The sequence below is a fragment of the Acinetobacter sp. P8-3-8 genome (assembly GCF_000214135.1).
Classification (GTDB): domain Bacteria; phylum Pseudomonadota; class Gammaproteobacteria; order Pseudomonadales; family Moraxellaceae; genus Acinetobacter.
This window is the reverse complement of record NZ_AFIE01000018.1, coordinates 18,588-31,699: the sequence shown is the minus strand read 5'-3', so window position 1 is coordinate 31,699 and position 13,112 is coordinate 18,588. Positions and strand designations below refer to the sequence as shown.

The following is a 13,112-nucleotide window of genomic DNA, read 5'->3' as shown; positions in this document are numbered from 1 at the left end:
TTTTGTAAGTTTATTTATTAGGATATCTTAAAAATTAGAGTGATCAAACCTATTCTACTTAACCACTATTTTCATCATTCTTGCTTTTTTAAGCGATTGATAATGTCGTCATAAAAGGTTTGAGTATACTGATAATTGCTTTGTAAACTTTCAATATAACCTTTGCTACGTGTAATATTTTCCGAATTGTATTTGATACGATCTTTGAGAATGACAGGCACGGTATTGCCTTTGCGGTAATACTCCATCTCTTGCCTTTTTAAAGAGATACGGTCATTTTGAAGCTGTTTAAGATTTTGATTTTGCAGTGTAATTTGCTGTTTAATATTTTGTAGAATTTCATTCTTTTTGTTCGTAGCAACAGTTGAATTACCATAGGCACGTTTTAAGCGAGCATCTTGTTCTAATTTACGAACTTCTGAGGCACGTGATGTCGATTGTTGTAAGTCACGTTCAACACTATAGGCTTTATTGCGTTTAATGACCTGCATGTTACGGTCCAAAGCCTCATATCCATATTTGATATGTGTTGGAGTTACAGAGGTACTAATATTAGCAACCCCATTTTTATCATAATATCTGTACCATGCTGCTTTCTGTTGTTGCTCTGCATAGACTGTTGCACAGGTGCTGAGCAGAATAGCCGATAAAAAAACATGTGTGATTTTTTTTGTTTTTATACCTAGACTTTGGCAATTGATTTTTTTGTTCATTTAAAGCCTACCATTCCCCAAAAAACTAAATTGATTTACTTGGTTTTGAAATCAGTCTATGATCATCTTATGTGTTTACAAAATTTTAATAAACAATAAACTGATAAAACAAGACAGAATATTTTTTTTAATGTGAGCTTTATAATGTTTTTTTAGTCTAATGCGATTTATGACAAGAAATGTTTGTTGGTAAAGTTAGTTAATTTATGTTAAAAAAAGCTGATTAATTGTAAAAATAAATCTGTTCAGCACAATTCAATCCAAGCTAGCGCAAAGGGGCATTAAATGGACGATAAATTTCAAAATCTAAAAGTCATGGTTATCGATGATTCAAAAACTATTCGTCGTACTGCTGAAACATTATTGCAAAGAGAGGGTTGTGAAGTTGTCACTGCTGTAGATGGTTTCGAAGCGCTGTCTAAAATCGCTGAAGCAAATCCTGATATCGTATTTGTTGATATTATGATGCCGCGTTTAGATGGCTATCAAACTTGTGCTTTAATTAAAAATTCTCAAAATTATCAAAATATTCCGGTCATTATGCTTTCGAGCAAAGATGGTCTGTTTGATCAGGCAAAAGGACGTGTTGTTGGTTCAGATGAATATTTAACGAAACCATTTAGTAAAGATGAATTATTAAATGCGATTCGCAATCATGTAAGTGCATAAAGATTAATTTTGGGGAAAGAAAGTAATGGCGAGAATCTTAATTGTTGATGATTCACCAACTGAAATGTTTCGATTTAAAGAAATTCTAACAAAACATGGATTTGAGGTGCTTGAAGCAACAAATGGTGCAGATGGTGTAACGTTGGCTCAAGCTGAATTACCTGACCTTGTGTTGATGGATGTTGTGATGCCTGGTGTAAATGGATTTCAAGCAACACGACAAATTGCACGTAGTGCGACGACAAAACATATTCCAATCGTGATTGTAAGTACAAAAGACCAAGAAACAGATCGTGTTTGGGGCAAACGCCAAGGTGCTTGCGATTATCTAACAAAACCTATAGATGAGAATCAGCTGATCAATACGATTAAGCAATATCTCCAAGCAGGATAATATATGGCAGCAAATGGATTTATCGAATTACTTCGACTGTCAAAGCGGGGCAATAAAAATTACGCAGACAGCGACAGTGAAGTAAATCGATGGTCAGGCATTGCATTTGAAATGATGGGGCAATATTTTGTTGCACCATTAGGGGAGGTTTCGGAAGTTATATACCCGCCGAAATATACACCCGTTCCAAATGTGCAGGGATGGGTGAAAGGTTTAGCGAATATTCGTGGACGGTTATTGTCAGTTTCCGATTTGGCTTTTTATTTAACGGGGCAGAGAAGCCAATTTTTACCTACTCAAAAAGTCTTATGCATTAGCCATAATGACCATTATGTCGGTTTGGTCGTAGATCAAGTCTTGGGGATTCAGCATTTTAATAAAAAAGGTTTTTTTTCTAAAAATAATCATTTAGAAGAAAATCTTCAATCGTATTGTCAAGGATATTTCCAACAGCACAATCAAGCATGGAACGTGTTCTTATTTAGTCGTTTGTTGAATGATCCTCAATACATGAATGCATCAGAAAAATTTATAAACTAGCTTTGACGCCTAATTAAGAGTTAAGCGAATCGGGAGAAGCTGAATGGGCTTTAAACTAAAAAAGAAAAATACAGGGGATACTGCTCAAAAAAGTAGTTCGGGCGTATTAACAAAAACGAAATCAAGAATTGATGAGTTTGCTAAGTTATTTGGAGAAAGCGATAAATCTAAGCCTTTCATTCAAATGGCGATCGTCAGTATTGTGATCGCACTTATTGTACTTTTAATTTTGTTCTACACGGTTCCTCGAAATAACGACTTAACTCGTAGTTTGGGTGAATTAAAACTTTTGTCTCAAACATTATCGCGTCAAGCTAAAGATGCGACAGACTCTGGTTCTAAAGAATCGATTCAGGCACTTGTTGCTTCTCAGAAAAAATTCCAAGAAAACTTGGATGTTGTAAAAGATATTCACTCGTCTTCTAAAGAGCTTGAGAATATTGAAAAAATTTGGGGCAAGGTTTCTGGTGATATCGATCAGATTTCATCAAATCAAAAAATCATTAACCAGTTATATGACACCAACATTGCAGTTGCAGATGCGATCCCAGGGATGCAGGCTGAATACAACTTAATGGTTGACCAAATGGCACGTGAAAACATGCCAAGTACGCAGGTGGTTATTGCGAAAAACCAAGTATTTATTGCAGAACGTATTTTACGTTCGATTGGTTCTGTATTAGGTGGTTCTGATAATACGCGTGCGTCAGCAGAAGATTTTAACGCTGATACTGAAACTTTTGGTACGTATTTGAATGCGCAACTAAATGGTAATGCGGATTTAGGTGTAACACGTATTGATCAGCCTGAATTACGTGAATCATTAGAAAGCATTAAATCTGACTATAATGAAATTGTTCAGTTGGCATCGACTTCGGTATTAAAAAACTCAGACCAAATTTTCAAAGTACGCCAAGCTGCTTCAAGTATTTTTGCTGAATCGGATACTTTGTTAACGAGTTTAAACCGTCTTTCGGTGAATACGGGTGTTGGAACAGTTTTACCTGCATTGGTTTTATTGTTGGCTTTAGCTGGTTTCTTATTTGCAGTATTCAAATTGCTTTCATTACGTAGTGTGTCAGATAAAGTTCGTGTAACTCGCTTACAGGATGAGTATGACCGTAACCAGAACGCGATTTTACGTTTACTGGACGAGATTGCTGACTTAGCAGACGGTGACTTGCGTTCATATGCAACGGTATCGGAAGACTTTACAGGTGCGATTGCCGACTCGATTAACTTCGCGATCGACCAATTACGTGACCTTGTATCTCGAATCAATGAAACGTCTCAAGAAGTTGCGCAATATACGCAAAATACGCAAGAGATTACCAACCAGCTTGCTGAAGCATCTGAGCATCAAGCGCAAGAGATTGCGGGCGCATCGACTGCGATTAATGAAATTGCACAGTCGATTGATGACGTATCTGCAAATGCTGCTGAGTCAGCAGAAGTAGCACAACGTTCAGTACAAATTGCATCAAATGGTGCGAATGTTGTAAACCGTTCGATTGAAGGTATGGATACCATTCGTGAGCAGATTCAAGAAACATCTAAACGTATTAAACGATTGGGTGAATCTTCTCAAGAGATTGGTAACATTGTCTCGCTGATTAACGATATTGCCGATCAAACAAACATCTTGGCATTGAATGCTGCAATTCAAGCATCGATGGCAGGGGAAGCTGGTCGTGGTTTCGCCGTGGTAGCCGATGAAGTACAGCGTCTTGCGGAACGTTCAGCGTCTGCGACAAAACAGATCGAAACACTGGTGAAAACGATTCAGACAGATACTAACGAAGCTGTAATCTCGATGGAACAAACCACTTCAGAAGTTGTACGTGGTGCGAACCTTGCGAAAGATGCGGGTGTTGCACTGGATGAGATTCAAACAGTATCGAGTAACTTGGCGAAATTGATTGAGAGTATTTCTGAGTCTGCGAAATTACAGTCTGCTTCTGCAGGTCATATCGCAAATACGATGAATGTCGTACAAGAAATTACTTCACAAACAACAGGTGCTACGTTTGATACTGCACGTTCGGTTTCTGAATTGGCGAACATGGCGGATTCATTACGTCAATCTGTTTCAGACTTTAAATTACCTGAATAAAACGATTGGTACTCTATATACACGCAATATCTACTGCAAAGTAGATATTGCATAGAGGAATGATAGCCTTCTAAAGTTATTCAGTCTGACTGAATGTTTAAAGGTTTTAGTCCCATAGAAGGGAACTAACATAGAAGCCTAAGCTATGAAAGAAATATTAAAAAATTTAGTGGAACATGTCACTTTACCTGAAGATGCTTATCTTGATCAGGACGATGAAATTTTAGAAATTTTTGTAGAAGAACTCGAAGAAATTTTTGAAATGTTAGAGCGTTCGCTTGGTCTATGGAAAACTGAAAGCGCTCAAGCAGAAGAATTGGTCAATGTTCGCCGTTATTTCCATACGCTCAAAGGTTCTGGTCGTATGGTGGGGGCAAAGCAATCAGGTGAGCTCGCTTGGACTGTTGAAGATACTTTAAATCGCGTTATTGCAAAAAATTTAGAACTGACAACAACAATTCAGCAGTATGTAGATGCTGTATTTAATGTTTATAAATTTAAACTTTATCCAGAGTTTGTAAATAAAAAAGCTCATCATCTTAGTTTGGCACCCTTGGTTCTTTTGGGGCAACAATTACAACAAAAACAAAGTTTAGAGCCTGCGCTTGAAGATTTATTGACGTTGTCTAAAACATTAAACAATGCAGAAGTGACGACAGGTTTAGAGTTGGATGATGCGCTTGAAGCTTCTCAAACTGTTGACGTTGCGATTGAACAGACTGCTCCAGTCGCCGTGGAACTCAGCTCGGATGACAGTTTAATTTCTGAAACATTGGCTATTTTTGTTGAAGAATCAGAAGATCATTTGGCTGTTATTAATGAGTTTTTACACTTAGAACAGCATACCCCTGAGCAATATAATCGATTGATTCGTGCTTTACATACCTTACGTGGTAGCTCTTCAATGGCGCATGTGAGCCATGTATTTGAAGCCAGTAGCAAGGTAGAGCAATTATTTAAAATATTGGTTCAAGAAGATACTGAATCCTCGAACAATGAAAATACTTTACTGACGCATTATGCGGAATTTGTCAGCGATTATTTACATGTGCTTAAACAAAAAGGCCATGATGATTTAGAGCTACAAAATATTTATCAGAAGTTTAATGAAGCTTGGGATCGTTACGACTTCCAAAATGAATATCAGCATGAAAATGAACAACAAGTTGGTCTGGTTTCTCAACTGGTCGATTTGGAAATTGACTTATTGCTGGATGCTGAATTTGAGTTTGAAAAGCGTGCACAAGCTGAATATCCTGAATATTTCCAACAGCTCAGCCAACAAGCACAATTGCTGATTGAGCATACTGATAATCGTGCAGCGCAAGGGATTCATGAGTTTAGCTTGGCGTTGAAGGATGGTTATGATCAAGTATTGAAGCAACATGCTTTATTAAATACAGATTATGCATTTGAAATTTTCGCTAAAGCTCATCAAGAATTCATTCATTTATTCGATACTTTAGCTTCAGGGCAACGTGTTATTTTAGATGAACGCACACAAGCGATTTTACTTGAATTACATGATTACCTACATCAAGAAATTGATGCAAGTACGCTTATTCAGGCAGATGATAAGCAGCCTATTGCTGTTGCAAGCCTTGAAGCAAGCCCAGTTGAATCAGTTGGTAATTTTGTTTCTACTCAAATCAGTAAAGATAAGCAAAACATTGATTCCGAGTACAGTCAAAAAGAGTTCGATGCAGACGTACTTGATATCTTTATTGAAGAAGCCGATGAACTCTTGGTTGAGATGGATCAAGACCTAAATACTTGGTCTAGTCATCCTAAAGATACGACAGCGTTGAATAATTTAATGCGTTATTTGCATACCCTAAAAGGTGGTGCAAATATGGTGCAAGCGACGCATATCGGTTTGATTGCACATGAGTTAGAAACAATTTATGAGCGAGTAATCAAAGGTCAATTGAATGTTACTCCGCAAATCGTTCAATCTATTCGTTTGATTCAGGATGATGTAGCAGACCGTATTCAGTTGATTCGTGAGAAATCGATTGATTATCCAGCAGATCACATTCTCAAAGTTCTACAAAATATTGATCAACAACTTGAAGGTTCTGAAACTGAAAATACAACAACGCCAGCAGATCTACAGCCACAATTTACCACTGTAGTTGACGATTTGGTTGAAGTTGATTCTATAACAGATACAGATGATCTTGTCCTTGCAACTGATCAAAAAGTCGTTGAACAAAAGCCTGCTGATGTTGATTTGGATCCAGCTGAGCTGATTGCTCAAGAAACCTTTATCGAAGAAGCACGTGAACTGATTGATGATGGTTTAAGACTTTTATCTCATTGGTTTGAACAACGTAGCAACCGTAGTCTATTGCTCCAATTACAACGTATTGCGCACAGCTTAAAAGGTGGTGCGAAGATGGTGAAATTGGATCAGGTAGCTGACATTGCTTATGAATTAGAAAATGCTTTCGAACAATTCGGTTTGCATAATTTTAATTCGAATGTCTATGACGGCTTACTCGAGAAAACCTTTAATTGGTTAGACTCAGCAATTTTTGAGCACCATTATGATAATTTTGATGGCTTAAAAGCAAAACTACATAACATTGAATATGTGGATGTTTCTGCACAACTTCCAGATAAATTGTCCCGTACCAATTTGATTTTCGATACAGCTGAAAGTGAATTCATTCACGGTGATGGTACTGAACCACCTTCAATGTTAGGTGAGTGGGATCTTTCTGAAAAAACTGAAACCAGTAATGAGATGATTCGTATCTCTGCTGATTTGGTTGAGAAGATGATTGATCTTTCGGGCGAAAATGCAATCAACCGTTCACGTATTGAAATGGATCTTGGTCAGTTAGGAAATACCCTAACGGATATGGAATTGGCCATTCAGCGTTTAGCAGATCAGTTACGTCGAATGGAAGGCGAATTAGAATCTCAAATTATTGCCAAACATGGTGATTTAGGTTCACGCTATGCAGACTTTGACCCATTAGAGATGGACCAATATTCATCGCTGAATCAATTGTCAAAATCATTGGCGGAATCTGCATCTGACTTGGTCGACTTTAAGACGACTCTGGCTGAAAAAATCCGTGATACAGAAGGTTTATTACTACAACAGTCACGTATTCAAGCTGAAATTCAAGAAAGCTTGATGCGTACACGTTTGGTACCATTCTCTCGTTTATTACCTCGTTTACAGCGTTTAGTACGTCAAACTTCTTCGGCTTTGAACAAACCGACTGAACTTTTGGTGAACAATACTGAAGGTGAATTGGATCGTAATATTCTCGAAAAATTGGTTTCGCCTTTGGAGCATATGCTTCGTAACGCGATTGACCACGGTATTGAAGACACCGAAGTCCGTCAAAAGCTAGGTAAGTCACTAACAGGGCAGATTGATTTAAATATTACCCGTCAAGGAACTGATGTTCTGGTTTCATTCAGTGATGACGGTAAAGGTATTAATCCTGAAATCATTCGTACTAAAGCGGTTGAGAAAGGTTTAATCAGTGCTGACCAAGCGTTAGTCGCAGAAGAAATTTTACAATTCATTTTCCATCCTGGGTTTAGTACAGCGCAACAAGTGACACAGATTTCAGGCCGTGGTGTTGGCTTGGATGTTGTACAGAGCGAGATCAAACTACTGGGCGGACAGGTGAGTGTAAGCTCAGAATTAGGTAAGGGTTCAACATTTACCATTCGCGTACCGACCACTGTAGCAGTAAGTGACGCCTTGATGGTGAAAGTGGGCGATCAACAATTTGCTGTACCATTGTCGCAAATTGACCGTATTGTTCGTATTTCTCCAGCGGCATTGGAAGAATTCTTTGAAAGTCAAAATGACTATTTCGACATCGACTTCCAACGTTATAAATTACGTTATTTAGGTGAATACACGGCCAATCAAATTGCACCACGCTTGCATGGTATTGGACATTCATTGCCTGTGTTATTGATTAAAGGCAGTATGGGACAATCGATTGCGATTCTGGTTGATCAGTTAATTGGCTCTCGTTCACAAATTGTTGTGAAACCAATCGGATCACAATTTGCTACGGTAAACGTGATTGCAGGGGCAACGATTCTAGGTGATGGTCAAGTGTGCTTGATTTTGGACGGTCAAAGTATCGCACGACAAGTTCAAGCTTCAACACGTAGTCATGCATTGAATGCGCATCAAGATAAACAACGTCATCGTGATCAACGTCGTTTGATTATGATTGTCGATGACTCAGTGACTGTACGTAAGGTTACGTCTCGTCTGTTAGAGCGACAAGGTTTTGACGTGATCACTGCAAAAGATGGTGTTGATGCAATTGAACAGCTTGAAAATGTTAAGCCTGATTTGATGTTGTTGGATATTGAAATGCCACGTATGGATGGTTTCGAAGTCACCAACTTGATACGCCACCATGAAGTACATCGTGATTTACCGATTATTATGATCACATCACGAACTGGTGAAAAACATCGTGAGCGTGCATTCAGCTTAGGTGTGACAAATTACATGGGTAAACCATTCCAAGAAGCTGATTTATTAGAAAATATTGATGCTTTATTAGCAGTTAAATAGGAGGAATCATGGCTAAAGATATTAAAAAGTCTGCCATTGATAAAATTAGTGCACAGGAATTACAACATCTTATTACTGTGTCTACTGGTTTTATCGATGCCTATATTATTGATTGCTATAAGAAAGCACCGATGTTGTTACCACAAAATATCGTACTTTCTGCTCAGGATAGTCCAACGCATGTAAAAACTGTTGAATGGCATGAAAAGAAATTACCGACGTTTAGTGTTAGCGATCCTAAGAAAACCTTAGGTGTTGCATTAATCATTGAAGGCGAGGAAGCGGATGAACATTTTGCTTTGATGTGCAATGAGATGCCGACTTCAATTCGTTTGCGTATTTCTGAAGTGGTTGATGCAGAAAATAATTCTAATGATAAAACCGTTTTACAGCATGTAAAAATTGGTGAAAGAATTTATCATGTGCCGAACTTAGATCAAATTCAGCAACAGATTGGGTTATCAGTCAGTGCCTGAGTGCAATCAACAGTAAAATCAACTGAGTCATTCATATAAGATCAAAACAAAGGACGCTTGAAGCGTCCTTTGTTTTTTAACTTAGTTCAAAATTGATTTTAAAACTGTATTAAGCAAGTAACTCTATCAAAATTTGTTCATAAATCTCAGCCAAAGGCTCTAATTCATCAATATTCACATGTTCATTGATTTGGTGAATGGTGGCATTTAAAACACCCAATTCAAGTACCTGAGCGCCTGTAGGGGCAATAAAGCGACCATCAGATGTACCACCACTGGTAGATAACTCAGTTTCAGTTCCTGTAACATTTTTAATTGCAGTTTTTGCTGCATTCACCAATTCGCCAACAGGGGTTAAAAATGGTAAACCTGAAAGCGTCCATTTGATTTCGTATTCAAGATTGTTTCGATCTAAAATTTCTAAAACACGTGCTTTTAATTGATCCGCAGTCACTTCTGTTGAATAACGGAAGTTAAAGGTGACGGTCATTGTTCCTGGAACAACATTGGTTGCCCCTGTACCTGCATGAATATTCGAAACTTGGAAAGAAGTCGCAGGGAAGTATTCATTACCATTGTCCCACACCGTATCACATAGCTCAGTAATCGCATGCGATGCGATATGAATCGGGTTAATGGCTAAATGTGGATAGGCAACATGACCTTGTTTACCTTTTACTGTTAAAACAGCATTGAGTGAGCCACGACGACCATTTTTGACGATATCCCCAAGCGTATGCGTACTTGAAGGCTCACCGACTAAACACCACGTCATTTTCTCATTACGTGCTTCTAAAGTTTCGATTACTTTAACTGTACCGTTAATCGAAGGGCCTTCTTCGTCTGATGTAATCAGAAAAGCAATTGAACCTTTGTGGTCTGGGTGCTTTTTCACAAAACGTTCAGAAGCAACAACCATAGCTGCTAAAGCAGTTTTCATATCTGCACTGCCACGTCCATATAGTTTACCGTCACGTATTTCAGGTAAAAATGGATCGGAATGCCAAGCATCTAAATGACCTGTAGGAACAACGTCGGTGTGACCCGCAAAACAAAATACAGGAGCTTGCGTACCACGTCTTGCCCAAAGATTATCAACATCTTCAAAACGCATATTTTCAATATTGAAACCAATCGCTGCTAAACGCTCTGCCATGATGGTTTGGCAGTTATGATCAACAGGAGTGACAGAAGGTTGGCGTAGAAGTTGTAAACTTAGGTCTAGGGTATCCGAATGATTCATCGATGGCGGTCAAATTAAGTAAATTGAGCGCTATAATAGAGGAAGATAAAACTGAAAGAAAACACAAAAGCATCAGAAGCTTTAAAACTATTGTAAATTTGCATAAAAAAGCTCAATCAGAAGATTGAGCTTAATTGTCTAACTAAACCATCATGTAATCATAAAAATTACATTTTGTTTTCAGCTTTTTCAGCAGTATTCGTTACAGCATCACCTGCTTTAGAAACATCTTTACCCACACCTTTAAAAGTGTTGCAACCTGTTAAAACAAATGCAACAAGCATTGAAGCAGCTAAAATTTTTTTCATTCACATCTCCATTTGTAATCTATTCTGATGTTTTTCAAGTCTAATGAATGATCCGCTATAGAAATATGATTTTTTATAAGACAATTGGTTAAGCTATGTATATAAATATGTGAAAAATTACATATTATTTACAGTGTAAATGATTTTGAATGAAGCAAAGTTGCTTGACGAAACATGTAAAACTCTTGTGATTCGATATTGTGATATAGACCATTACACCACCATTGTGCCGCAGGTGACGATTGTTCTAAGTTCGGACAAATCCATTCGAGTCGTTGTAGGCGATATAAGTTTTGATCAATATGATGCCCCCATGTTCCAATTCTTCTCGTAGGGTTGAGCCAAGCAGGAAGTGTTGCAGTTTCTGTGGAATGGGGCGTAAAAAGTTGTCCTTTCATCACTGCAAATTTTTGTTCAATTTTCAAATCTAAAGCATGTGTAAACTGAAATTGTTGAGCTGAAAAATGATTGAGTTTGCGAAATAAAGTATCGCTACGGTTTAGACCATACCAATTGGGCAGACTCAAATCTGCTTCGCCTAGATAATATTTTAAAGCGACTTCCCATTGTTCAAGCTGTTGTGTTTTTAGGTTCAAAACTAAAAAATCAATTTCGCCTAAAGTATTTTTTCCTTCAATGATTTGGATGCTGTGTTGAATCAGTTTGAAATGTGGATTGGCTTCATCTTGTAGCCAAAACCAAAATAGATATTCAAAACGGAGACCGAGTCTAGTGCTTTTTAATTGCTGCAAAAATAGGATTAAGGGTTCAGGATTTTGATCTAATTCAGTTAATCTATCTTGATAAAGATGATATTGCTGCTGCCAAAATTGACAATTGTGTAATTCAAATGGGTTTTTAATTGTTAATGCTTGAGGAAGGCTTTGAATGATATTAGGACTGGCAATACAGAACGCAAGTTGTCGAACGATTGGGTGTTTATAACTTAGCCAAGGTTCAAAATAAGTGTCCATATCGTTTTTAGACTTCCTTTAAAGAATATACGTTTTGATTTCATGCTGAAGTAAGCAGCATGTACGGTTGAGCTTATCCGTCTCAATGCGTAATCAATGTATCATTTATAACGTTTAATATTGATAACATTTGGTATTGTCCAGACTATTTTTTAGCTCAAAAAAACAAACTAATGATTTTCTCTTGGATACTCTAAAGTACGTGGGAAATGAAAATCATAGTTTTCTAAAGCATATTTATACAATTGGGCAGGGCGTTTGCCTGCTATTTTAGATTGATCAGTTTCTTCAACTGCACCAGCTTCAAGCATACGGCGTCTAAAAGATTTCTTTTCTAAGCGTTGTCCTAAAATAATTTCGTAAATCTGTTGTAACTCAGTGAGCGTAAATAATTTTGGCATTAAACTTACAGGTAAAGCCGTATAGCGAGTTTTATTGGTCAAACGTTCAACCGCCAAATTTAGCAGTTGCAAATGGTCAAAAGCTAAATCTAATGTCTTGGCTTCACTGATCGAAATCCATTCGCTATATTCAGTTTGCTCAGTTGCATTTTTTTGAAACTCTTTAAAATCGATTAAAGCAAAATACAAAACAGTCACAGACCAACCCCTTGGGTCACGTGTGGCATTGCCGATACTTGCCACTTGTTCCAAATAGGGGGACTGAATTCCTGTTTTTTCAACGAGTTTACGATGTGCTGATGCCATCAGGTCAGGGTCATGTGACAAATTGACAAAACCACCGGGTAAAGCCCATTTATCTTTTTGTGGGTAATTAGAACGCTTGATCAGTAAAACTTGCAGTTGTCCTGCATCGACAGAGAAAATAGCCATATCCACGGTTAAGAGTGGAGATTCATAATCCTTCTTATTGTAATTCGAGAGAAAGTCCTTTTCAGAAGTAAATATCACAGTTCGGCTCACTTGATTTTTTAAATGAAATAGGTCGTAAGATTATTACAGGGTGAGGGTAATCCGCCAAGTAGAAATTTAAAAACACCATTGATAAATATATTCATTGAATGATTTGTAAAGACATTCATTGAAAAATTGTTGATTCTGTACGTTCATTGTTCCTTTAATAGCTTCAGTTTTTACATGTTCATTGTTCCT

The 13,112-nt window shown here is 37.5% G+C and carries 11 protein-coding genes; 6 read left to right on the top strand and 5 right to left on the bottom strand.

Features of this window, described 5'->3' with window-relative positions:
* Positions 1-74 precede the first annotated feature (74 nt).
* Positions 75-713, bottom strand: a complete 639-nt coding sequence (locus GGG_RS0109470) for a hypothetical protein (RefSeq protein ID WP_010114188.1) — start codon at positions 711-713, stop codon at positions 75-77.
* A 285-nt stretch (positions 714-998) separates the two neighbouring features.
* Between GGG_RS0109470 and pilG the strand changes: the two genes are divergently transcribed.
* The 6 genes from pilG (at position 999) to GGG_RS0109440 (ending at position 9,475) form a co-directional block, all read left to right on the top strand.
* Complete coding sequence (pilG, locus tag GGG_RS0109465; RefSeq protein WP_004827613.1) at positions 999-1,382, top strand: twitching motility response regulator PilG; 384 nt, start codon at positions 999-1,001, stop codon at positions 1,380-1,382.
* A gap of 25 nt (positions 1,383-1,407) precedes the next feature.
* Complete coding sequence (locus GGG_RS0109460) at positions 1,408-1,776, top strand: response regulator (RefSeq protein WP_010114187.1); 369 nt, start codon at positions 1,408-1,410, stop codon at positions 1,774-1,776.
* A 3-nt stretch (positions 1,777-1,779) separates the two neighbouring features.
* On the top strand, positions 1,780-2,316 hold the full coding sequence (locus GGG_RS0109455) for a chemotaxis protein CheW (protein WP_010114185.1): 537 nt from the start codon (positions 1,780-1,782) through the stop codon (positions 2,314-2,316).
* Between the two features lie 43 nt (positions 2,317-2,359).
* Entirely contained in the window at positions 2,360-4,429 is a 2,070-nt protein-coding gene (locus GGG_RS0109450; protein ID WP_010114183.1) for a methyl-accepting chemotaxis protein, read from the top strand.
* Between the two features lie 145 nt (positions 4,430-4,574).
* Positions 4,575-8,999, top strand: a complete 4,425-nt coding sequence (locus tag GGG_RS0109445; RefSeq protein ID WP_010114181.1) for an Hpt domain-containing protein — start codon at positions 4,575-4,577, stop codon at positions 8,997-8,999.
* Between the two features lie 8 nt (positions 9,000-9,007).
* Positions 9,008-9,475 carry a hypothetical protein gene (locus GGG_RS0109440; protein ID WP_010114180.1) on the top strand — a complete coding sequence of 156 codons (468 nt, stop codon included), beginning with the start codon at positions 9,008-9,010 and terminating at the stop codon, positions 9,473-9,475.
* A 109-nt stretch (positions 9,476-9,584) separates the two neighbouring features.
* Here GGG_RS0109440 and dapE read toward each other — a convergent pair whose 3' ends face one another.
* The 4 genes from dapE to GGG_RS0109415 all read right to left on the bottom strand — a co-directional run bounded on the left by dapE (position 9,585) and on the right by GGG_RS0109415 (position 12,911).
* A complete protein-coding gene (gene dapE, locus GGG_RS0109435) occupies positions 9,585-10,718 on the bottom strand; it encodes a succinyl-diaminopimelate desuccinylase (RefSeq protein ID WP_010114178.1) in 1,134 nt (377 codons plus the stop codon).
* A 167-nt stretch (positions 10,719-10,885) separates the two neighbouring features.
* Positions 10,886-11,026 (bottom strand): entericidin A/B family lipoprotein, encoded by a 141-nt coding sequence (locus GGG_RS0109425; RefSeq protein ID WP_010114176.1) that lies wholly within the window; start codon positions 11,024-11,026, stop codon positions 10,886-10,888.
* A gap of 128 nt (positions 11,027-11,154) precedes the next feature.
* Complete coding sequence (locus tag GGG_RS0109420) at positions 11,155-12,000, bottom strand: DUF1853 family protein (protein WP_010114174.1); 846 nt, start codon at positions 11,998-12,000, stop codon at positions 11,155-11,157.
* Positions 12,001-12,170: 170 nt separating this feature from the next.
* Positions 12,171-12,911: an NUDIX domain-containing protein gene (locus tag GGG_RS0109415; RefSeq protein ID WP_029574524.1), complete on the bottom strand. Its 741-nt coding sequence runs from the start codon at positions 12,909-12,911 to the stop codon at positions 12,171-12,173.
* Between the last annotated feature and the right edge of the window lie 201 nt (positions 12,912-13,112).

Coding starts and splice junctions, on each gene's coding strand:
- GGG_RS0109460 (WP_010114187.1), top strand. CDS start 1,408: ATGGCGAGAATCTTAATTGTTGATGATTCACCAACTGAAATGTTTCGA.
- GGG_RS0109455 (WP_010114185.1), top strand. CDS start 1,780: ATGGCAGCAAATGGATTTATCGAATTACTTCGACTGTCAAAGCGGGGC.
- dapE (WP_010114178.1), bottom strand. CDS start 10,718: ATGAATCATTCGGATACCCTAGACCTAAGTTTACAACTTCTACGCCAA.
- GGG_RS0109425 (WP_010114176.1), bottom strand. CDS start 11,026: ATGAAAAAAATTTTAGCTGCTTCAATGCTTGTTGCATTTGTTTTAACA.
- GGG_RS0109450 (WP_010114183.1), top strand. CDS start 2,360: ATGGGCTTTAAACTAAAAAAGAAAAATACAGGGGATACTGCTCAAAAA.
- GGG_RS0109470 (WP_010114188.1), bottom strand. CDS start 713: ATGAACAAAAAAATCAATTGCCAAAGTCTAGGTATAAAAACAAAAAAA.
- GGG_RS0109445 (WP_010114181.1), top strand. CDS start 4,575: ATGAAAGAAATATTAAAAAATTTAGTGGAACATGTCACTTTACCTGAA.
- GGG_RS0109440 (WP_010114180.1), top strand. CDS start 9,008: ATGGCTAAAGATATTAAAAAGTCTGCCATTGATAAAATTAGTGCACAG.
- GGG_RS0109420 (WP_010114174.1), bottom strand. CDS start 12,000: ATGGACACTTATTTTGAACCTTGGCTAAGTTATAAACACCCAATCGTT.
- pilG (WP_004827613.1), top strand. CDS start 999: ATGGACGATAAATTTCAAAATCTAAAAGTCATGGTTATCGATGATTCA.